Raw genomic sequence first — 21,290 nt, forward strand, 5'->3', positions numbered from 1 at the left:
TATCGTACCCATGCTCCGCGTGGGTACGCCGGTCTGGACGCTCCGCGTCTTCTTGCGACGCAGAGCGTCGTGAACTGCATTCCCACGCCGGAGCGTGAGGAACGATCGTCGGCAGGGGTAACACCATCGTGCCCATGTTCCAGCGTGGGCATGCCGGTCTGGGCGCTCCACGTCCTCTTGCGACGCAGAGCGTCGTGAACTGCATTCCCACGCTGGAGCGTGAGGAACGATAGTCGGCAGGGATAACACCATCGTGCCCAGGCTCCAGCGTGGGCATGCCGGTCTGGACGCTCCGCGTCCTCTTGCGACGCAGAGCGTCGTGAACTGCATTTCCACGCCGGAGCGTGAGGAACGATCGTCGGCAGGGATAACACCATCGTGCCCATGCTCCAGCGTGGGCATGCCGGTCTGGACGCTCTGCGTCCTCTTGCGACGCGATGCGTCGTGAACTGCATTCCCACGCTGGAGCGTGAGGAACGATCGTCGGCAGGAATAACACTATCGTACCCATGCTCCGCGTGGGTATGCCGGTCTGGACGCTCTGCGTCCTCTTGCGACGCGGAGCTTCGTGAACCGCATTCCCACGCTGGAGCGTGAGGAACGATCGGGGTTCTGGAGAACCCGTCTTGACCATGTCCTGTGCATGTATGTGCCACAAAGCCCAATAAAAAAGCCCCCGACGCGTTAGGCGTCAGGGGCTCTTTTCGTAGCCGGGCGGTTTTAGACCGGGACCGGCTCCGATGCTTTACCTACAGGCTGCAAAGGCAGCAAAGGCGCATGCGGATCGGCTTCGATGGAAGCTCTCCACGCGGCCAGCCACTCTTCGTGACCTTCGCTCCAGACGCGCTCGTGCAAGCGGCCAAGGGCGACCGGGTCGCTCAGCAGCATCAGGCGTTCCTGATTGCCGAGTTTTGCCGGGCCGACCTTGAGTGCCTGATCAACACGTTCCATACGCACCACTTCAATAGGCTGAGCCTGACGGTGACGCGACGTCGCCAGGGCGCAAGCCAAAGCGTTCTGTCGCGGGTCGACCACAGCCCGAATGAAGCCCTGCTTCAGCGCATGCCAGCGGTTCTCGTAGGTGTACTGATCCGTCGAGATCAGCTCTTGCGGCGGCTCGAACTCTTCAGGAATCAGGAAGAACTTCTCGTCACGCGCCTTGACGCCCAGATTGGTACGGCTGGAAATCACCGACACCGGAATCGACAGCATCAACGACACCACGATCGGCGCAAGCCACCACAGGAAGCTTGGGTTCAACCAGAACACCAGCAAGGCCCAGCACGCGCCCAACAGGGTTTGCGGACCGTGGCGCTTCACTGCTTCGATCCACGGCGTGGAGTCATCGTCGCGTTGCGGCGAGTTCCAGGTCGCGGCCCAGCCCAGGAAAGCGGCCAGTACGAAGCGGGTGTGGAACAGCATGCGCACCGGAGCCAGCAGCACCGAGAAGAGCATTTCCAGCAGCATCGAAATGGTGACCTTGAACTTGCCACCAAAGCCTTTCGCACCCTTGGCCCAGATCAGAATAACGCTGAGCAGTTTAGGCAGGAACAGCAGGACGATGGTCGTCGAGAACAACGCGACGGCTTTTTCCGGGTGCCATTGTGGCCACAGCGGATACAGCTGACGCGGTTCAAGGAAGTAGGTCGGCTCCATCAGCGTGTTCACCGCCAGCAGGGCCGTGGATAGCACGAGGAAGAAGAACCACAACGGTGCCGACAGATAAGACATCACACCGGTCAGGAACACCGCACGGTGAACCGGGTGCATGCCCTTGACCAGGAACAGCCTGAAGTTCATCAGGTTGCCGTGGCACCAGCGACGGTCACGCTTGAGTTCGTCCAGCAGGTTGGGCGGCAACTCTTCATAACTGCCTGGCAGGTCGTAAGCAATCCACACGCCCCAGCCTGCACGGCGCATCAGCGCAGCTTCGACGAAGTCGTGGGAGAGGATCGCACCGGCGAACGCGCCCTTGCCGGGCAACGGCGCCAGGGCGCAGTGCTCGATGAAGGGTTTCATGCGGATGATCGCGTTGTGACCCCAATAGTGGGATTCACCCAACTGCCAGAAGTGCAGACCGGCGGTGAACAACGGGCCATAGACCCGGGTAGCGAACTGCTGCATGCGTGCATACAGCGTGTCCATACCCGACGCACGTGGCGCGGTCTGGATGATACCGGCGTCCGGCGTGGCTTCCATCAGGCGAACCAGGCTGGTCAGACACTCACCGCTCATGACGCTGTCGGCGTCCAGCACGACCATGTAGCGGTATTCACCGCCCCAGCGACGGCAGAAGTCGTCGAGGTTGCCGCTTTTGCGTTTTACGCGGCGGCGACGGCGACGATAGAAGATCTTGCCGAAACCTTTGGTCTCGCGGCACACGTCCAGCCACGCCTGTTGCTCGGCAACGGCGATGTCGGTTTCGTTGGTGTCGCTGAGCACGAAGAAATCGAAACGATCCAGGTCACCCGTGGCAGCTACCGACTCGAACGTAGCGCGCAGACCGGCGAAAACCCGAGGCACGTCCTCGTTGCAGATCGGCATGACCAGCGCAGTACGTGCGCCCTTTTCGATCGGCTCGTTGCCAGCACTGGCACCCGAGATGCGATATTTGTCGCGACCGGTGAGCAGCTCAAGGAACCCCATCAGCGCGGTCCAGAAACCGGCCGATACCCAGCAGAACAAAATCCCGAACAGCAACAGGATACTGGTCTGCAAGGCATAAGGCATGACCTGCAAGGCGGTCTGCACGAAGGTCTGACGGGTGATTTCGTCGAGCGAAACCAGCGACCAGCCCTGATACGGCAGGATGCCCTTCATGTACCAGCCAGCCACGATCGTCTGGCCCAGCATGAGGATCAGCAGGATGTAGCGACGGATCGAGCCGACGGTGCGCCAGCGCGCCTTCGGCAGATCCCGCGGCAGATCATCATGCGCGGGCTTGGGCGGGTTGGTCTTGCCGGTCAGACGACGCCAGCCGCGCACCAGAATGTTGGTGCGCCATGGCTCTGGCACGACCTTGGTCCGGCGAATCGGCGGTGTGGCCTTCAGGCACAGGCGACCGCTGGCATCGACGCCGAGCATCTCGGCGTCCTCCAACTGATCTGCAGTGGTCAGCGTCAGACGGCGACCCACCGAAGCCTGAGCGGCCTCGGCAGGGTCAGTGACCGGCTGCGCGGAAAGTCGCTCATGCAATTCGGCGAAGGTCGTGCAGCTGGCAAGTTCTGCCCGCTGCTCGTCGCTCATCGGTAAATGCGCCAGGTACTCGTTCAGAGACATTGGCACCGGTAGAGAATTACTCATCGCTCGGCAACTGATAGCTCCAGGTCTCGGTCATGACTTGCAACGTCTTGGCCGGTTCCGGATGGGTGGGCGCTGCCTCGGTTTCAGGCTGCTGAATTTCTTTACCGTCTTTATCCTTGGCTACTTCAGCCTTGGATGCGTCGGCTTTGCTTGCGTCGGCCTTGGCGACTTCGCCTTTGCCTTTGGCTGCATCAGCTTTTGCTGCGTCAGCCTTGCCAGCTTCAGACTTGGCAGTCTCAGGCTTGGCAGCTTCGGCCTTCGGCGCGTCGGCCTTGGCGATTTCTACCTGGTCGTTGGCGGACTCCTTGGCGACTGCCGGCTTGGCAGCTTCCTTGGCGGCAGCCTTCTTCTCTTCGGCCTTGTCAGCCACGAGCAGCGCAGGCTCCTTGCCTGGTTCGGCAGGGATTTCACGCAACAGGTAGGCGCGCATTTCGGTCGGCTTGCTGGAGTCCTTGACCTTCACCCGCAGGGTCAGGCGATAGCCTTTGGTGACCGGGTTGTAGCGCAGGTTGTTTTCCACCAGTTCGACGTTGTCGTCAGTGGTCACCTGGCTGCGAATGGTCTTGTCTTCCGGCAGTGCGGCGAGAACCGGGCCCACGAAGTCGACCAGGAAGGCAAGGCTGCCGTCCGGCTGACGGATCAGGTTGGACTGACGCACGTCACCGATGGAGCGTTGGGTCTGCTTGACCCAGCCCAGATCCGGCGAGTGGATCGAGTTTTCCTGCATGGTCCAGTGCAAACGGTAGTCGAACGCCATTTCCTGGCCAGGTTCTGCCAGAGTTTCAGGCTTCCAGTAGGCCACGATGTTGTCGTTGGTCTCGTCGGCAGTCGGGATTTCGACCAGCTCGACAGTCCCTTTACCCCAATCGCCCTTCGGCTCGATCCAGGCACTTGGGCGCTTGTCGTAGCGGTCATCCAGGTCTTCGTACTGGCTGAAGTCGCGGCCGCGTTGCAGCAGACCGAAACCACGCGGGTTCTCGACCGAGAAGCTGCTGATGGACAGATGTTTAGGGTTGTTCAGCGGACGCCACAGCCACTCACCGTTGGCCGCCTGGATCGACAGACCGCTGGAATCGTGCAGTTCACGACGGTAGTTAGGCACACGCGAAGGCTGGTTGGCGCCGAACAGGAACATACTGGTCAGCGGAGCAACGCCCAGCTTGTTGACCTTGTCACGCAGGAACATGCGCGACTTCACGTCAACCAGGGTGTTGGTACCCGGACGCAGGGTCAGCTGATAGGCGCCAGTGGCACGCGGCGAGTCGAGCAGTGCGAAGATCACCAGATGGTTGTCATCCGGGCCCGGCTTCTCGATCCAGAATTCCTTGAAGCGCGGAAATTCTTCACCGGACGGCGAGGCAGTGTCGATCGCCATACCGCGCGCGGACAGGCCATAAACCTGACCCTTGCCGATCACGCGGAAGTAGCTCGCGCCCAGCATGGTCATGATTTCGTCCTGCTTGTCATCCTTGTTGATCGGATACAGGACACGGAAACCGGCATAACCCAGTTTCTCGGTGGATTTTGGGTCGATCTTCAGATCGCCGAAGTCAAAACGACTCGGGTCGTATTTGATCTCGTCGACGCTGGTCGCGGTCACTTCGTTGATTTTGACCGGCGTGTCGAAGTGCATGCCCTGGTGGTAGAAAGACACTTTGAACGGAGTCTTTTCGCCCGCCCATTCGGCCTTGTCATCACGGAAGCGGATCTTCTGATAATCGGCGAACTTCATGTCGCGCAGCTCGTTCGGCAGATTGCTCCTCGGAGCCTCGAACTTCTGCCCGGCCATTTCTTTGGCCTTCGCCGCTACATCATCAAGGTTGAACGCCCACAGCTGACCTGCACTGAACAGGCATACAAGGGCCGAGCTTGCCAGAAGTGCACTACGCAACCGCTTGACAGGTGTCTTTGGAGCATCACAGGGACTAACAATCACGAGCAACCCTCGCCGAAAAACAGATGAAAAAACCAACGGCCAGCTATCAATGCCGGGTTGGCGAGCATTGTTCCGACTCCGAATGGGCTTAATGATTCCCCAACCCGGTGTCAGAACCGCTTTTGTCATACCAAATGGACCAACAGTGTCGATCCCCGTAGCGCGCGATTATCCAGTAGCACGCGCCACAACGCATCAGGTATGACAAAGAAATTTATTCCCGCAAGACAGATGAATTCAGGGGGACAAAGTGAAATCGTAGCTTATGTATCAAACAAAAATGTCACGGGGCCATCATTTATCAGGTGCACCTGCATGTCTGCACCAAACTGGCCCGCCGCTACCGTGGGATGCGCGATTCTGGCCTGGCTCAACAGATAGTCGAACAACTCGGCACCCAGCGCTGGAGGCGCGGCTTTCGAGAAGCCCGCGCGCAACCCGCTTTTGGTGTCTGCAGCCAGCGTGAACTGGGAAACCAGCAACAAGCCGCCACTCACCTCGCGCAAAGACAGATTCATCTTGCCCTCGGCATCGCTGAACACTCGATAATTGAGCAACTTGTGCAGCAACTTATCGGCACTGGCGCGGGTGTCTTGAGGCTCTATTCCCACCAACACCAGTAGGCCCTGTTCAATCGCACCCACCACCTCGGTGCCGACCTCGACGCGCGCACTTCGCACGCGCTGCAACAAACCTTTCATAGATGCCTTTCCAGACTCAAAACCAATACCGGATCACTGTCACGCTTCTTCGGGCGGCAGGTCGAGCAGGTTGCGTGCAACTTCTGCAGCGGCCCGCACCAGTGCGTCGGCGATACCGGGTTCGGCTGCCGAGTGCCCGGCCTCGCGAATCACCTGCAGCTCGCTGCCAGGCCAGTTCTGGTGCAACTCCCACGCATTGTCCAGCGGACAGATGACATCGTAACGACCGTGGACAATGATTGCCGGCAGGTGCGCGATCTTCGGCATGTCGCGAATCAGCTGGTTGTCTTCCAGAAAGGCGTTGTTCATGAAGTAGTGGCATTCGATGCGCGCGATGGACAACGCACGGTGCGGCTCGGCGAAGCGATCGACCACTTGCGGATTGGGCCGCAAGGTGGCGCAACGCCCCTCCCAGGTCGACCAGGCCTTGGCGGCATGCATCTGGGCAATCTGATCCGGCCCGGTGAGCCGCTTGTGGAAGGCAGCCAGAATGTTGTCACGCTCGTCCAGCGGAATCGGCGCGACATAATCCTGCCAATAATCCGGGAACAGACGGCTGGCACCTGCCTGGTAGAACCAGTCGATTTCCTGCTGACGGGCAAGGAATACGCCACGCAGGATCAGCGCGTGCACGCGGTCGGGATGGGTCTGTGCATACGCCAGGGCAAGGGTCGAGCCCCACGAACCGCCGAACAACACCCATTTGTCGATCCCGAGGTGCTCGCGGATCGCTTCAAGGTCTTCCACCAGTTTCCAGGTGGTGTTGTTTTCAAGGCTGGCATGCGGAGTGGAACGACCGCAGCCGCGCTGGTCGAACGTAACGATGCGGTACAGGTTTGGATCGAAATAGCAGCGACTGTGCGCATCGCATCCCGAACCCGGGCCGCCGTGGATGAACACCACCGGCAACCCTTCTGGCGAGCCACTTTCATCGACGTAAAGCACATGCGGTTGTTCCACGGCCAGATCGTGCCGGGCGTAGGGTTTGATCTGCGGGTACAAAGTCTGCATAAGTGCTCCATAAGTCCAATTTAGAGGCTTCTATTATTCTGCCGTGGGGCATCATAAACCCGAAACGAAGAATCAGCATGCTGCACGTCATCGATCAGGATGGAACGAACGATGCAAGCGTTTTGCCAATTTCAACGGTGCGCGAACCAGAGCCGTTGCGCTGGGTCGAAGCGAGAGCTGTGCCGTCAATTATTTCTCTTTTTTTCAGGAAATAATTGACGACACGCCTACAGTCTAAGAATCCCGTTTTCCATTCGTCAGACTACTTGAGGTTTTACCGATGTCTCAGGAACCACTTGTTCGTGACGCTGATGTGGCCGCTTTTCGCGCCGCTGTGCTCGCCAAACTCACCTACTCGGTGGGCAAGGACCCCGACCATGCGTTTGAGCATGACTGGTTTGAAGCTGTTGCCCTTGCCGCCCGCGACCACATGGTCGAACACTGGATGGACCACACGCGGCAGATCTATCGCAAGGTTCAGAAACGCGTTTACTACCTGTCTCTCGAATTCCTGATAGGCAGGCTGCTGTACGACAGCCTCAGTAACCTCGGCCTGCTCGAAGTCGCTCGCGAGGCGCTGACCGAACTGGGTGTGGACATCGAGCGCATCCGCCTGCTTGAACCGGATGCGGCACTGGGTAACGGCGGCCTGGGTCGTCTGGCGGCGTGCTTCATGGAAAGCATGTCGACCCTGGGTATCGCGGGTCATGGTTACGGCATTCGTTACGAGCACGGCCTGTTTCGTCAGGGCATCGTCGATGGCTGGCAGCAGGAACAAACCGAGAACTGGCTGGACTTCGGTAACCCATGGGAATTCGAACGCCCTGAGGTGGTTTACTCCATTGGCTTCGGCGGCAGCGTCGACACGGTCCCGACCGAAGCAGGCGACTCGCGTCAGGTATGGCGTCCGGGCGAGACCGTTCGGGCCATCGCCTATGACACCCCGGTGGTAGGCTGGCGTGGCAAGAGCGTCAACACGCTGCGCTTGTGGCGCGCCCGTGCAGTAGAAGACCTGCACCTGGAACGCTTCAACGCCGGCGATCACTTCGGCGCGGTTGCCGAAGTGGTGCGCGCCGAAAGCATTTCCCGCGTGCTTTACCCGAACGATGCAACCGAAGCGGGTCAGGAACTGCGTCTGCGTCAGGAATACTTTTTCGTCTCCGCGTCGCTGCAGGACTTGCTGCGCCGCCATCTGAACCAACACGCCACGCTGACGGATCTGTCCGAGCACGCGGCGATTCAGATGAACGACACGCACCCCTCGATCGCAGTGGCCGAGCTGATGCGTCAGTTGATCGACAACCACAACATCCCGTGGGACACCGCGTGGAAAATCACCGTCGGCACCCTCGGCTACACCAACCACACCCTGCTGCCTGAAGCGCTGGAAACCTGGTCGGTCGGTCTGATGGAGCGGATGCTGCCGCGCCACATGCAGATCATCTACCTGATCAACGCGCAGCACATTGACACACTGCGCGCCAAAGGCGTCGACGACGTCAACGTACTGCGTGCCGTATCGCTGATCGAAGAAGACAACGGTCGTCGGGTACGCATGGGCAACCTGGCGTTCCTCGGCTCGCACAGCGTCAACGGCGTTTCGGCGCTGCACACCCAGCTGATGCGCAAGACCGTGTTCGCCGAGCTGCACAAGATCTACCCGGAGCGGATCAACAACAAGACCAACGGCATCACCTTCCGCCGCTGGCTGTTCCAGGCCAACCCGAAGCTGACCGAGATGCTTGTCGAGTCACTCGGCGAGGATGTTCTGGACAACGCCGAGACGCGCCTCAAAGAGCTCGAGCCGTTCGCCGAGAAGTCGTCGTTCCGCAAGCAGATGGCCGATCAACGCCTGCACAGCAAGCGTGCGCTGGCCGCGATCATTCACGAGCGCCTGGGCATTGCCGTCAATCCTGCCGCGATGTTTGACGTTCAGGTCAAGCGGATTCACGAATACAAACGCCAGTTGCTGAACCTGTTCCACACGGTTGCTCTGTATCAGGCCATTCGCGCCGAGCCGGGTACCGATTGGGTGCCACGGGTGAAGATCTTCGCCGGCAAGGCGGCGGCCAGTTATCACTCGGCCAAGCTGATCATCAAGCTGACCAACGACATCGCACGGACCGTGAACAACGATCCGACCGTACGCGGTCTGCTGAAAGTGGTGTTCATGCCCAACTACAACGTCAGCCTGGCGGAGAGCATCATCCCGGCGGCCGACCTGTCCGAGCAGATTTCCACCGCAGGCCTGGAGGCGTCCGGCACCAGCAACATGAAGTTCGGCCTCAACGGCGCACTGACCATCGGTACGCTGGACGGTGCCAACGTGGAGATGAGCGAGCAGGTCGGGCTGGAGCACATGTTCATCTTCGGCATGTCCTCGCAACAGGTCGAAGCCCGCAAGCGTGCAGGTGAATTCAGCGCGCACGACGATGTGGCCGCCTCCGGACGCTTGAACGATGTCCTGCAGGCGATCCGTGGCGGTGTGTTCTCGCCGGATGATCCGAACCGTTATGTGGGGCTGATCGATCAGTTGCTGGCGTATGACCGCTTCCTGGTCTGCGCTGACTTCGACTCGTATTGGGCGGCCCAGGCCAAGGTCGAAGAGCGCTGGCACGACTCCAAGGAATGGTGGCGCTCGGCGGTCCTCAACACCGCACGCATGGGCTGGTTCTCCTCGGACCGGACCATCCGCGAGTACGCCGGAGACATTTGGAAGGCGCTGGACTGACGTCAGAGCCTGAAAAGACTCACAACCCCAGTGGGAGCGAGCCGGGCGACGCTTCGCTTGCTCGCGAAGAGGCCATTAAGGTCTCCGTAAAGAAGGCGCTCGAGACGACGCCTTCGTGAGCAAGCTCACTCCCACAAGCGCCACGAGGATCTGTCTCAGTCCTGCAGAGACTCTGGTGCCCCCGGCATAAAACATTACAAACGATGTCCGCCCGCCCCTATATACTGCGCTCGATGAACCTTCACACATCGAAAAGGATGTCGTCGCGTGCTTTGGATTTGTCTGGTGTTGGGCGGCGCTGCGCTGGGCTATTCGCTGAGTTATGACGAGTGGGCCGGTGCACTGATTGGTGCAGTCATGGGCTGGGCCGTGTGGGCCGGCATTCGCGTGCGCGTGCTTGGCAGGCAATCGGCTGATCAGCAGCAACAACTGCTCGCAAACCGCAAATCCCTCGACGCCCTTCAACAGCGCCTGAGCGCACTCGAACGTCAGTCCGCGCCTGGCGTACCGCCTGCGCAGGACCCTGCGCCGCTTCCACTCGATGCGATCATTGTCGAAGCACCCGGCGACGGCCCCGAGCTGATCTGGGACCTGCCGGACGAAGCGCCGCAGGTAGCAACACCTGTCGAGCCCGCCCCGCCGATACACGAGCCAACCAACACAGCAAAAACCAACCCGCTGGACAGCGCGATCAACGCCGCAAAAGACTGGCTGTTGGGCGGGAATGCAGTGCTGCGCGTGGGTGTCGTGGTGCTGTTCCTCGGCCTGGCGTTTTTGCTGCGCTATGCCACTGAGGGCATGGTCGTGCCGCTTGAAGCACGCTACGCCGCAGTCGCCGCCAGTGCGCTGGCCCTGCTCGGTCTGGGCTGGTGGCTGCGCAGGCGCAACGGTCCTTACGCCTTGATGCTGCAAGGCGCAGGCGTTGGGGTGCTGTACCTGACCGTGTTCGCCGCGATGAAACTGCACACCCTGCTGGACCCGACCCTGGGCTTCGCGCTGCTGGTCGCAATCACCAGCTTCTCAGCCATTCTGGCGCTGACGCAAAATTCGCTGGCACTCGCCTGCGCTGGCGCGCTCGGCGGCTTCGCGGCACCGTTGCTGGCCTCGACCGGGCAAGGTAGCCATATCTCGCTGTTCAGTTACTTTGCCCTACTCAATGCGGGCATCATCGCCATCGCATGGTTCAAGGCCTGGCGCACGCTCAACCTGATCGGCTTCTTCGGCACTTTCGGCATCGGCTTCGCCTGGGGCCTGCAGGCTTACACTCCGGCATTGTTCTGGAGCACCGAGCCCTTTCTGATGGTGTTCTTCCTGATGTATCTGGCCATCGGCCTGCTGTTTGCCCGCCGCAAACTGCTCGAACTGGACAGCGCGCCACCTGACCATACTCGCGAAGCCATGCTGCGCTGGGCTGCGCGTCAGGGCGATTACGTCGACGGCACGTTGTTGCTGGGCACGCCGATAGTCGGCTTCGGCCTGCAATATGCGCTCGTCGAGCATTTGGAATTCGGCGCTGCGTTCAGCGCGCTTGGGTTGGGCTTGATCTACATGGCGCTGGCACGCTGGCTGGCAGCACGTGCACCGGGCCAAACCGCCTTGCTGATGGAAACCTGCCTGGCGCTGGGCGTGGTGTTTGCCACGCTGGCGATCCCGTTGGGCCTGGGTTCTCAGTGGACGACGAGCGCGTGGGCTGTGGAAGGCGCGGCGATTTTCTGGCTGGGTTTGCGGCAGCAGCGCAAGCTGGCACAGGCTTTCGGCCTGCTGCTGCAACTGTGCGCCAGCGTGATGTTGATCAATGCGTCAGGCAGCGCCGACTCGGCTGACGACTACTGGACGCCGATGATCCTGGCCATCGGTGCGCTGGTCAGTGCCTGGAGTGCGTACCGCTTCAACACCCTGACCCTTATCGATCAAAAAGTCGCCAGAACCGTACTGACCGTATGGGGTGCGATCTGGTGGTCGGTTTCATTGATCAGCGTCGTGCAGTTGTACGTTCCCATTGGAGTGCAAACGTCTGTGCTGTTGATCGCCGCCGCGCTCAGCGTGGCAATCTGGACAGTGCTGTCCGTACGCTTGCGCTGGCCAGACCTCGCCGCGCTGTGCAGCACGCTTACGCCCGTCAGCGCAGCATTACTGTCGGGCTCGCTGAGTGAACATTACCACCCCGCCGCCCACTGGGGCTGGCTGGCCTGGCTGGTGGTGTTCGCCGTGCATCTGCTGACTCTGCGCTATCTGGCAGACCGGCAGCCCATCCTCGCACGACGTGTCGCTCACACCGCGGGCTGCCTGCTGATCATCGCCGTGCTGGCTCTGGAACTGCGCTTCGGCCTGCTGCAACTGTCCGAACATTACAACGCCTGGCGCTGGCTGGGCTGGGCGATTCTGCCGAGCCTGTTCCTGCTGGCGATGAGCTCGGCGCGCCAATGGCCGTGGCCGGTAAAAGCCTGCCCCGAAGCCTATCACCTCGGTGCCGCTGCGCCGCTAGCGGTGTTGATGCTGGCGTGGTTCTGGCTGGCGAATACCTTGAGCGACGGCGCGGCGGAACCACTGCCATATATCCCGCTGTTCAACCCGCTGGAAATCGGTTTGCTATTGTCACTGGCAGGGGTCTGCCTGTGGCTGCGCAAACAGGTCATGCGCCTTGGTAACGCTGCGTTGCTGGTGGCTGGCGCCTCGCTGTTCCCGCTGGTCACGACGATGGTCATGCGCACGGCGCATCATTGGGCTGATGTGCCATGGAACACCGGGGCGCTGCTTGACTCGATGCGCGTCCAGGCCGGGTTGTCGATAGTCTGGACGCTGATGGCACTGGCCCTGATGATCGGCGGTCACATGCGCTCCAACCGCCAGCTGTGGCTGGGCGGAGCAGCGTTGATCGGGATGGTGGTGGTCAAGCTGTTCTTCGTCGAGCTGAGCAATCGTGGCGGCATGGAGCGCATCGTCTCGTTCATCGGTGTTGGCATTTTGCTATTGGTGGTGGGATATTTCGCACCATTACCGCCGAAACACTCTGCCACAGAGGCCGGCGAAGAACCCGGCCCAGGCTCGACTGCCGCGCCGGACACGCTATGAGGAAACCGTTCTTGAGTCATCCTGCCATGAAGATCGCCGTGCTTGGCCTGGCCTTGTGCACGGCGATAACCGCCCTCGCTCAGGACAAACCGGCGGACTTTGCCAGCCAGACGCCGCTGAGCCTGAGCGGCGAAGGGCCGTGGTATCGCATCGAGTTGCCGCTTGCCGTCCAGTTGAATGCCCGGCAGACCGATCTGAGCGATGTACGTGTGTTCAATGCCGAGGGCCAGACGCAGGCTTACTCGATCACGCCGCGCCAACCCGCCCCCGAACAAGAGCCGGTGCCGATTGAGGTCAACTGGTTCGCCCTGTACAGCACACAGGAATCAGCCGACGCCGCGCCGGTCATCCGTATCGAGCGCTCCAGCAACGGCAGCGTGATCGAGGTCCAGCCACAAAGCGATATCGAAGCGGGCGAAGAAGTGCTGCGCGGCTGGTTGCTGGACACCAGCGCAATCAAGGCACCGCTGGAGCAGTTGGTTATCGACTGGAGCACCGAGCGGGAGGGCTTCCAGAACTTCAGCATCGAAGCCAGTGATGACCTGCAGCACTGGCGCAACTGGGGCGAGGGACAGGTTGCACGGCTGTCGTTTGCCGACGAAGTGGTCGAACAGCGCGAAGTCGGCCTGCCCGGCCAGAGCGCGCGCTATCTGCGCCTGCTGTGGCATTCCCCGCACAGTGCGCCGCTGCTGATCTCTGCGCACCTGCTGAGTGCCAGCAGAGACACTCCAGCCACGCCGCTGACCTGGTCGCCACCGGTCAAGGGCAGCGTCGAAAGCCCCAACGAGTATGTCTGGCAACTGCCCACCGGCTTGCCGATAGGCCGCGTCAGGATCGACATCACCCAGCCCAACAGCCTGGCACCGGCGACGCTCTACGGCCGGCTCGATGCCGGGCAGCCCTGGCAGCCAATCAGCAGCGGCCTGCTGTATCGGTTGTCGCAGAACAACAGCGATGTCCTGCAGGACCAGTTGCAATTGTCCGGACGCATCGTTCGGCAGCTCAAGCTGGTGGTGGATGATCGCGGCGGCGGACTGGGCAGTGAAGCGCCGCAGTTGAGTGTGGCCGTGCCTGCCACGGAGGTGGTGTTCCTGGCGCGCGGTAACGGGCCCTTCACCCTGGCAATCGGCAACCCAAGCGTCAAGGCTGCCAACCTGTCGCTGGCCACGCTGATTCCCGACCTGAGCCCGGAGAAGCTCGCGACTCTCGGCACAGCAAGCCCGGCCACGGCTACCGTGGCCAACATGGCCGCTGCGCCGATCGCCGTGCAACAAACTACTGACTTCAAACGCCTGGGGCTTTGGGCCCTTCTGCTGCTTGGCGTGGTGTTCCTTGGCTGGATGGCATTCAGCACGCTGCGCGCTGCAAAACGCTAAAACGGGCGGCCTGTCAGGTGCGGTTCGCCTGACATCTGAACTGAAACAGTCTTAAGCCAGTCTCATAGCAGTATTACGTCGCCACTCGCGTTAAACTGCGCGGGTTTTCATACCCCCTATTTTCGGAGCTATCCATGTCCCGCGTTACACTAAGTCGTTACTTGATTGAGCAGACTCGCAGCAACAACACCCCTGCCGATCTGCGCTTCCTGATCGAAGTTGTGGCGCGCGCATGCAAGGAAATCAGCCACGCCGTCTCCAAGGGCGCGCTGGGTGGCGTACTGGGCAGCATGGGCACCGAAAACGTGCAGGGCGAAGTGCAGAAAAAGCTCGATGTGATCTCCAACGAGATTCTGCTCGAAGCCAACGAATGGGGCGGTCACCTGGCCGGCATGGCTTCCGAAGAAATGGACAACGCCTACCAGATCCCGGGCAAATACCCGAAGGGTGCCTACCTGCTGGTTTTCGACCCATTGGACGGCTCGTCGAACATCGACATCAACGCACCGGTCGGCACGATCTTCTCGGTACTGCGCTGCCCGAACGAATACCTGAGCCAGAACGAAGCGCTGAATGAAAAGGCCTTCCTGCAGCCAGGCACCGAACAGGTCGCCGCCGGTTACGCCATCTACGGTCCGCAAACCATGCTGGTCCTGACCCTGGGCGATGGCGTGAAAGGCTTCACCCTGGACCGTGAAATGGGCAGCTTCGTGCTGACTCACGAAGACATCACCATCCCGGAGTCCACTCAGGAGTTCGCGGTCAACATGTCCAACCAGCGTCACTGGGAAGCCCCGGTACAGCGCTACGTGAGCGAGCTGCTGGCCGGTGAAGACGGTCCGCTGAAAAAGAACTACAACATGCGCTGGGTCGCGGCGATGGTTGCCGACGTGCACCGTATCCTGACCCGTGGCGGCCTGTTCATGTACCCGCGCGACAGCCGCGAGCCTTCCAAGCCGGGCAAGCTGCGCCTGATGTACGAAGCCAACCCGATGTCCTTCCTGGTAGAACAGGCTGGCGGCGCGTCCACCGACGGCCATCAGCGCATTCTCGACATTCAGCCTGAAGGCCTGCACCAGCGCGTAGCGGTGTACTTGGGTTCCAAGGAAGAAGTCGAGCGTGCCACCGCGTATCACAAGGCGTAAGACGCCTTCTGCACCGGTAGTGATCGGGCCATGCTCGATCACTGCCGAGTGAGCCAATGCTCTGAAACACGAGCAGTCAGCCATTCGCTCAGCCCCGTCTGCGGGCCAACTATCTGATCCTCGGCACAAATCCTTGCGCCGTCCGGGAACCAGAGTCCCTTTTTCTCTTCTAAGCTTGCGGTACTGCGCCAGCGCCAGACTGCACCGGCTTGCACTGCGACGCGACCCCCTTCCGTTCAGGAGCTACATCCATGTCCTTGCGTTCTGTCGCGTTACTCTCGTTCTGCGTCCTGCTGGCTGCCTGCAGCAAGATCACTCAGGAAAACTATTCCAAACTGTCCGCTGGCATGCCCAAGGCTCAAGTCGAGTCCTTGCTGGGCAGCCCGACGGAATGTTCCGGTGCCTTGGGCATGTCGAGCTGCACCTGGGGCGACCAGAACACCTTTATCAGCGTGCAATACGCAGCGGACAAGGTGGTGCTGTTCTCGGGTCAGGGTCTGAAATAACCCATGATCAAGGTACTGGTACGTTTTGGAATTTGTGTCATGGCCAGCTTTTTGGCCATCGGTTTTGCCCACTCGGCTGACAACCTCGAGCCAAAGACTGTAGGTAACGTCGACCTCAAGCAGTATCAGGGTACCTGGTACGAGATCGCCCGCTTGCCGATGTTTTTCCAGCGCAAGTGCGCTCAGTCCGAGGCGCGTTACACGCTCAAGGACGACGGCAACATCGCAGTGACCAACCGCTGCCGCACGATTGAAGGCAAGTGGGAAGAAGCAACGGGTACGGCTTCGCCGCAGGTTGCGGGCAAGACCGACAAACTGTGGGTTGTGTTCGACAATTGGTTCTCGCGCCTGCTGCCCAGCGTCGCCAAGGGTGATTACTGGATTCTGGACGTCAGCGAAGGCTACCGTACCGCCGTGGTCGGCAACCCGGATCGCAAATACCTGTGGCTGCTGTCGCGTACACCGACCGTCTCCGCATCGGTCAGGGAAGACATGCTGAGCAAGGCCCGCCAGCAAGGCTACGACACCTCACGCCTGATCTGGCGCGAGGATGACTCGAAGATCGGCAAGGGCGAGAAGTAACCAGGCTGGAACAAGCGTCCGCAAGAACACTATCGTGCCCATGCTCCACGTGGGCACGCCGTCTGGACACTCTGCGTCCTCTCTTGCATCAGCCGAGCAATTCCCTCAACACCTGCGCGAACTCGCGGTTGCTTTGTTGTTCTGCGGCGTGTCGCCCCTCACGTATGACCCATCGCCCGTTGACCGCCACGTCGCGGATCTGCCGGTCGCTGCCGGCGAACAGCCAGCGGTTGAGGATGGCGTCTTCCGAGGCCGTGGCGATGTACGGGTCATTGCCATCCAGCACCAGCCAGTCGGCGCGTTGACCCACTTGCAGCGTACCAATCTGCTGCCCCAATGCCTGCGCGCCACCGGCAAGTGCAGCGTCATATAGCGTGCGGCCAACCATGGGCTGATCGCTGCGATACAGCCGGTTGCGGCGCTGATCGCGCAGACGCTGGCCGTATTCCAGCCAGCGCAGTTCCTCGACCACACTGAGCGAGACGTGACTGTCCGAGCCGATCCCCCAGCGACCGCCCTGAGCAATGTAGTCCACTGCCGGAAAGATCCCGTCGCCGAGGTTGGCCTCGGTGGTCAGGCATAACCCGGCCACCGCGCCGCTTTGCGCCATCAGAGCCACTTCATCCGCCTCGGCATGGGTCGCATGGACCAGGCACCAGCGGTTATCCACAGGCACGTTTTCATACAGCCATTGCAACGGGCGCCGACCGCTCCAGCTCAGGCAGTCATCGACCTCCTTCTGCTGCTCCGCGATATGAATATGCACCGGACACTGCCGGTCGCTGGCCGCCAGCACCTCACTGATCTGCTGCGGCGTCACCGCGCGCAGCGAGTGGAAGCAAAGACCGAGTTGCTGGGCAGGCTGAGCCGCCAGAACCGGACGCAGACGAGCCTGCACATCCAGATAGCTGTCGGTGCTGTGGATAAAACGCCGCTGGCCTTCGTTGGGTGCCTGCCCGCCAAAGCCGGAATGGCTGTACAGCACCGGCAGCAAGGTCAGGCCGATACCGACCGAACCGGCCGCCTGGCTGATCTGCAGCGCGAGCTCGGCAGGATCGGCATAGGGCTTGCCGTCACTGTCCTGATGCACGTAATGAAATTCGGCCACCGAGGTGTAGCCGCCCTTGAGCATCTCGATGTACAGCTGACGAGCGATAACGCCCAACTGCTGCGGGCTGATGCGCCCCACCAGGCGATACATGAGATCGCGCCAGGTCCAGAAACTGTCGTTGGGGTTGCCGGCCACTTCCGCAAGCCCGGCCATTGCACGCTGGAACGCGTGGGAGTGCAGGTTAGGCATGCCAGGCAGCAAAGGCCCGCTGACTTTCTCGGCGCCCTGCTGAGCGGCATCGGCCTCGACGCGGGTCAAAATACCGTCCTGACTGACCTCCAGACGCACATTGCTGGCCCAGCCGTCGGGGAGTAACGCGCGCTCGGCAAAGAAGGCTGACATTGACTTCACACCTCATCACTGTAATTTGTATATACATATACAGACGTTTCAGCGACCGGTAAACCGCCTGCACGCTTGCCGAGCAGCAGGTTAATGGTTAGCGTGAGCGCTTTGCAGCGTCTGAATGCGCTCGAAAACACCGTCTCGAACAACAAGGACTCCCACGTGTCGACTCCGCCCGCCGCTTCTTCCCTGGCAGCCCAGATGGGCGAAAGTCCCGCACCCTTGTACGCCCGCGTGAAACAGATGATCGCTCTGCAGATTCAGAACGGCACCTGGCCGCCGCATCACCGTGTGCCGTCGGAAAGCGAACTGGTGACGCAACTGGGCTTCAGCCGCATGACCATAAACCGGGCACTGCGCGAGCTGACCGCCGAGGGCCTGCTGGTGCGCATGCAGGGCGTCGGCACCTTTGTCGCCGAGCCCAAGAGCCAGTCGGCGCTGTTCGAAGTGCATAACATTGCCGACGAGATTGCCGCGCGCGGCCATCGCCACACTTGCAAGGTCATGGTCCTCAAGGAGGAAGCCGCTGGCTCCGAGCGCGCCCTGGCGCTGGACATGCGCGAAGGCCAGCGGGTTTTCCACTCGCTGATCGTGCATTACGAGAATGACATTCCGGTGCAGATCGAGGACCGCTTCGTGAACGCCCAGGTCGCTCCGGACTACCTCCGGCAGGACTTTACCCTGCAGACGCCTTACGCCTACCTCTCGCAGGTTGCGCCGCTCACCGAAGGCGAGCATGTGGTCGAGGCGATTCTCGCCGAAGCCGATGAATGCAGGCTGTTGCAGATTGAGGCGGGGGAGCCCTGCCTGCTGATTCGCCGTCGGACCTGGTCTGGTCGTCAGCCGGTTACCGCTGCGCGCCTGATCCACCCCGGCTCCCGTCATCGCCTGGAAGGACGCTTTACCAAATGAGCCAGACCCGCATTTTGCGCGCCGTCGACTACCCGCGCATGCCGTGGAAAAACGGCGGTGGCAGCACGGAAGAGATCGCTCGCGACGCTGGCCAGGATCTGGACGGTTTCGGTTGGCGGCTGTCGATTGCCGACATCGAAACCTCGGGCGGCTTTTCGGTGTTCGCCGGTTATCAACGCATCATCACCGTCCTGCAGGGCACGGGCATGACGCTGGACGTGGATGGTCTGAGCAGTCGTCCGCTGCTGCCATCGGACCCGTTCGCATTCAGCGGTGACAGCCAGGTCAATTGCACCTTGCTGGACGGGCCGATTCGCGATTTCAACCTGATCTACGCCTCACACCGCTACACTGCACGTCTGCACTGGATAGACGTGCGTCACCCGCAACGCCTGTTCAGTTCTGCCAGTACCCTGGTGCTGTTCAGTATGGCCGAGCAAGTGGCGATCAGCGTCGACAGCCAGCCGTGGGAAATTCTTGGCAAACACGATTGCGCTCAGGTGGACAATGCTGGCGGTCTGCTCGAAGTCGAACTGCAATCGCCTCGCGCCAGCCGTTGCTGCCTGATCGAGCTCACTGCCACAGGCCAGTAACCGCATTCCTGGCATTACGATAAAAAAGTGCTTCGTTTCAAGGACAACCATGACTCAAGTTCCGAACCGGGAAACGCCCAGAGGCATTGCCGTCCTCGCACGCTTCCTCGCCTCCGAATCAGCTGGCGGCATCGTGTTGATGGCCGCTGCGCTGGCGGCATTGATCGTTGCCAACTCGCCTCTTTCTGCCGGCTATTTCTCGATCCTGCACAGCGTCTGGCTGGGCCTCTCGGTCGAGCTGTGGATCAACGACGGGCTGATGGCGATCTTCTTCCTGATGGTCGGCCTGGAGATCAAACGTGAAGTCCTCGCCGGAGGCCTGGCGACCTGGGGGCAACGAGCCCTGCCCGGCTTTGCAGCGGCAGGCGGCATGCTCGTGCCTGCGCTGATCTACATCGCGATCAATTGGGGCAATCCGCAGACCCTGAGCGGCTGGGCGATCCCGGCAGCCACCGACATCGCCTTTGCTCTCGGCGTGCTGTCGCTGCTCGGCAACCGGGTGCCGACCTCGCTGAAGGTGTTTCTGGCCGCGCTGGCGATCCTCGACGATCTGGGCGCCGTGACGATCATCGCCTTCTTCTACAGCTCCGGTCTGAACCTGCCGATGCTGGCAGCCGCTTTCGTGACCTTGGCGGTGCTGATCGTCATGAATCGTTTGAACGTGCGCCGTCTGTTGCCCTATCTGCTGCTCGGCGCGCTGCTGTGGTTCTTCGTCCTGCAATCGGGCGTACACGCCACGCTGGCCGGTGTCGCCCTGGCGCTGTGCATCCCGATGGGCAAGCCCGAGGAAGAAGCCCGCTCGCCGCTGCTGTTCCTCGAAGAAAAGATGCACTACTGGGTGGCCTTCGCCGTGGTGCCGATCTTTGGTTTTGCCAATGCGGGCGTGTCGCTGGCCGGCATTACCCTGGGCAACCTGGTCGATCCTGTGCCGCTGGGCGTTGCGCTGGGGCTGTTCGTGGGCAAGCAGATCGGCGTGTTTCTCGCCGCCGTGCTGGCCATACGCGCCGGGCTGGCGGTGTTGCCGGAGGGCAGCAACTGGGTGCAACTGTACGGCGTGGCGATTCTGTGCGGCATCGGTTTCACCATGAGCCTGTTCATCGGCAACTTGGCGTTCCCCGGCTCGCAACACCTGATCGACGAGGTGAAGGTCGGCGTACTGATCGGCTCGGGTCTGGCCGCGATTGCCGGGATTGTGCTGCTGCGCAGCCGTTTCAGCCGGCGCTGAAAAATATTTTCAAATCACTGCATCCAGATGGGTTTCTCGCGGGTAGTACATTCAGCAGCCACTTCGAGTTGCTGAGCGCGGTTAAACCTTCTGGAGATTTCTGCATGAACGCAAAACGCTTGCTCTGCCTTGCTGGTACTACTCTGGCCTTCACTTGCCTGTCGTCTGTTGCCATGGCTCAGACCGACCTCCCCGAAAGCGTCCGTGTGCCGGCTGGCAACAAGGTCGGCATGCAAACCACCGGGGTTGGCGAGATCACCTACGAGTGCCGCGCCAAGGCCAACATGCCCAACGAAATGGAGTGGGCGTTCGTCGGTCCCAAAGCAGTGCTCAACGACAAGAGCGGCAAACAGGTCGGCACCTACTACGGCCCACCTGCCACCTGGGAAGCCAAAGACGGTTCCAAAATAACCGGCACTCAAGTCGCCGTGGCCCCTTCGAGCGCTGGCAACCTGCCGTACCAGCTGGTCAAGGCCAACCCGGCCGAAGGCAAGGGCGCAATGACCGGCGTCACGTACATTCAGCGTGTAGCCCTGAAAGGCGGCGTTGCCCCGGCCAAAGCCTGCGCAGAGAGCAACAAGGGCGCGAAGGAAGTGGTCAAGTATCAGGCCGACTACCTGTTCTGGACTGCAAGCTGATAGCCATCATTCACCGGGTGACTGCGCAGCCAGTGGTCTATGCTGCTGCGCGGGAGCCTCGTGATGTCAACGAGGCAGTAGTCTTCCATTGATGGCGGATCAT

General features: G+C 61.0%; 16 protein-coding genes. 11 read left to right on the top strand and 5 right to left on the bottom strand.

Going from position 1 to position 21,290, the window contains the following annotated elements; all coding sequences use genetic code 11:
• Nucleotides 1–720: 720 nt before the first annotated feature.
• The 4 genes from mdoH to pip form a co-directional block, all read right to left on the bottom strand.
• A complete protein-coding gene (mdoH, locus tag LCH65_RS14760; RefSeq protein ID WP_024662890.1) occupies nucleotides 721–3,303 on the bottom strand; it encodes a glucans biosynthesis glucosyltransferase MdoH in 2,583 nt (860 codons plus the stop codon).
• Entirely contained in the window at nucleotides 3,296–5,239 is a 1,944-nt protein-coding gene (locus tag LCH65_RS14765; protein ID WP_003432358.1) for a glucan biosynthesis protein G, read from the bottom strand. The genes mdoH and LCH65_RS14765 overlap by 8 nt, the downstream gene beginning before the upstream one ends.
• 263 nt (nucleotides 5,240–5,502) lie before the next feature.
• Entirely contained in the window at nucleotides 5,503–5,940 is a 438-nt protein-coding gene (gene dtd / locus LCH65_RS14770) for a D-aminoacyl-tRNA deacylase (RefSeq protein ID WP_058397805.1), read from the bottom strand.
• 39 nt (nucleotides 5,941–5,979) lie between these two features.
• On the bottom strand, nucleotides 5,980–6,951 hold the full coding sequence (gene pip, locus LCH65_RS14775) for a prolyl aminopeptidase (RefSeq protein WP_003365948.1): 972 nt from the start codon (nucleotides 6,949–6,951) through the stop codon (nucleotides 5,980–5,982).
• 77 nt (nucleotides 6,952–7,028) lie between these two features.
• Between pip and LCH65_RS14780 the strand changes: the two genes are divergently transcribed.
• From LCH65_RS14780 to LCH65_RS14810, 7 genes are all read left to right on the top strand, one after another.
• The gene (locus LCH65_RS14780) at nucleotides 7,029–7,166 is read left to right on the top strand and encodes a hypothetical protein (RefSeq protein WP_154583503.1); all 138 of its coding nucleotides are present in this window, start codon (nucleotides 7,029–7,031) and stop codon (nucleotides 7,164–7,166) included.
• Between the two features lie 65 nt (nucleotides 7,167–7,231).
• Nucleotides 7,232–9,682 (top strand): glycogen/starch/alpha-glucan phosphorylase, encoded by a 2,451-nt coding sequence (locus tag LCH65_RS14785; RefSeq protein WP_003365946.1) that lies wholly within the window; start codon nucleotides 7,232–7,234, stop codon nucleotides 9,680–9,682.
• Nucleotides 9,683–9,949: 267 nt separating this feature from the next.
• On the top strand, nucleotides 9,950–12,754 hold the full coding sequence (locus LCH65_RS14790; RefSeq protein ID WP_058416536.1) for a DUF2339 domain-containing protein: 2,805 nt from the start codon (nucleotides 9,950–9,952) through the stop codon (nucleotides 12,752–12,754).
• Nucleotides 12,755–12,780: 26 nt separating this feature from the next.
• Nucleotides 12,781–14,130: a DUF3999 domain-containing protein gene (locus tag LCH65_RS14795; RefSeq protein ID WP_226439654.1), complete on the top strand. Its 1,350-nt coding sequence runs from the start codon at nucleotides 12,781–12,783 to the stop codon at nucleotides 14,128–14,130.
• Between the two features lie 134 nt (nucleotides 14,131–14,264).
• Nucleotides 14,265–15,275 (top strand): class 1 fructose-bisphosphatase, encoded by a 1,011-nt coding sequence (locus LCH65_RS14800; RefSeq protein WP_003341445.1) that lies wholly within the window; start codon nucleotides 14,265–14,267, stop codon nucleotides 15,273–15,275.
• Between the two features lie 251 nt (nucleotides 15,276–15,526).
• A complete protein-coding gene (bamE, locus tag LCH65_RS14805) occupies nucleotides 15,527–15,781 on the top strand; it encodes an outer membrane protein assembly factor BamE (RefSeq protein WP_003403102.1) in 255 nt (84 codons plus the stop codon).
• A gap of 3 nt (nucleotides 15,782–15,784) precedes the next feature.
• Entirely contained in the window at nucleotides 15,785–16,363 is a 579-nt protein-coding gene (locus LCH65_RS14810) for a lipocalin family protein (protein WP_003432336.1), read from the top strand.
• An 88-nt stretch (nucleotides 16,364–16,451) separates the two neighbouring features.
• On the opposite strand, the gene LCH65_RS14815 is transcribed toward LCH65_RS14810, so the two are convergent.
• Nucleotides 16,452–17,816 carry a formimidoylglutamate deiminase gene (locus tag LCH65_RS14815; RefSeq protein ID WP_003365936.1) on the bottom strand — a complete coding sequence of 455 codons (1,365 nt, stop codon included), beginning with the start codon at nucleotides 17,814–17,816 and terminating at the stop codon, nucleotides 16,452–16,454.
• Nucleotides 17,817–18,020: 204 nt separating this feature from the next.
• Between LCH65_RS14815 and hutC the strand changes: the two genes are divergently transcribed.
• The 4 genes from hutC to LCH65_RS14835 all read left to right on the top strand — a co-directional run bounded on the left by hutC (nucleotide 18,021) and on the right by LCH65_RS14835 (nucleotide 21,187).
• Entirely contained in the window at nucleotides 18,021–18,731 is a 711-nt protein-coding gene (gene hutC, locus LCH65_RS14820; RefSeq protein WP_161420743.1) for a histidine utilization repressor, read from the top strand.
• Nucleotides 18,728–19,324: a HutD family protein gene (locus tag LCH65_RS14825; protein WP_003432335.1), complete on the top strand. Its 597-nt coding sequence runs from the start codon at nucleotides 18,728–18,730 to the stop codon at nucleotides 19,322–19,324. The genes hutC and LCH65_RS14825 overlap by 4 nt, the downstream gene beginning before the upstream one ends.
• Before the next feature lie 49 nt (nucleotides 19,325–19,373).
• Nucleotides 19,374–20,549, top strand: coding sequence for a Na+/H+ antiporter NhaA (nhaA, locus tag LCH65_RS14830; RefSeq protein ID WP_003432334.1), 1,176 nt, complete (start codon nucleotides 19,374–19,376; stop codon nucleotides 20,547–20,549).
• A 104-nt stretch (nucleotides 20,550–20,653) separates the two neighbouring features.
• Entirely contained in the window at nucleotides 20,654–21,187 is a 534-nt protein-coding gene (locus tag LCH65_RS14835; RefSeq protein WP_003365928.1) for a DUF3455 domain-containing protein, read from the top strand.
• Nucleotides 21,188–21,290: the final 103 nt, after the last annotated feature.

It is taken from the genome of Pseudomonas sp. MWU16-30316, from assembly GCF_020515645.1.
Taxonomy (GTDB): domain Bacteria; phylum Pseudomonadota; class Gammaproteobacteria; order Pseudomonadales; family Pseudomonadaceae; genus Aquipseudomonas; species Aquipseudomonas cerasi.

Coding starts and splice junctions, on each gene's coding strand:
- mdoH (WP_024662890.1), bottom strand. CDS start 3,303: ATGAGTAATTCTCTACCGGTGCCAATGTCTCTGAACGAGTACCTGGCG.
- dtd (WP_058397805.1), bottom strand. CDS start 5,940: ATGAAAGGTTTGTTGCAGCGCGTGCGAAGTGCGCGCGTCGAGGTCGGC.
- pip (WP_003365948.1), bottom strand. CDS start 6,951: ATGCAGACTTTGTACCCGCAGATCAAACCCTACGCCCGGCACGATCTG.
- LCH65_RS14780 (WP_154583503.1), top strand. CDS start 7,029: ATGCTGCACGTCATCGATCAGGATGGAACGAACGATGCAAGCGTTTTG.
- LCH65_RS14785 (WP_003365946.1), top strand. CDS start 7,232: ATGTCTCAGGAACCACTTGTTCGTGACGCTGATGTGGCCGCTTTTCGC.
- LCH65_RS14795 (WP_226439654.1), top strand. CDS start 12,781: ATGAAGATCGCCGTGCTTGGCCTGGCCTTGTGCACGGCGATAACCGCC.
- LCH65_RS14800 (WP_003341445.1), top strand. CDS start 14,265: ATGTCCCGCGTTACACTAAGTCGTTACTTGATTGAGCAGACTCGCAGC.
- bamE (WP_003403102.1), top strand. CDS start 15,527: ATGTCCTTGCGTTCTGTCGCGTTACTCTCGTTCTGCGTCCTGCTGGCT.
- LCH65_RS14810 (WP_003432336.1), top strand. CDS start 15,785: ATGATCAAGGTACTGGTACGTTTTGGAATTTGTGTCATGGCCAGCTTT.
- LCH65_RS14815 (WP_003365936.1), bottom strand. CDS start 17,816: ATGTCAGCCTTCTTTGCCGAGCGCGCGTTACTCCCCGACGGCTGGGCC.
- hutC (WP_161420743.1), top strand. CDS start 18,021: ATGGGCGAAAGTCCCGCACCCTTGTACGCCCGCGTGAAACAGATGATC.
- LCH65_RS14825 (WP_003432335.1), top strand. CDS start 18,728: ATGAGCCAGACCCGCATTTTGCGCGCCGTCGACTACCCGCGCATGCCG.
- nhaA (WP_003432334.1), top strand. CDS start 19,374: ATGACTCAAGTTCCGAACCGGGAAACGCCCAGAGGCATTGCCGTCCTC.
- LCH65_RS14835 (WP_003365928.1), top strand. CDS start 20,654: ATGAACGCAAAACGCTTGCTCTGCCTTGCTGGTACTACTCTGGCCTTC.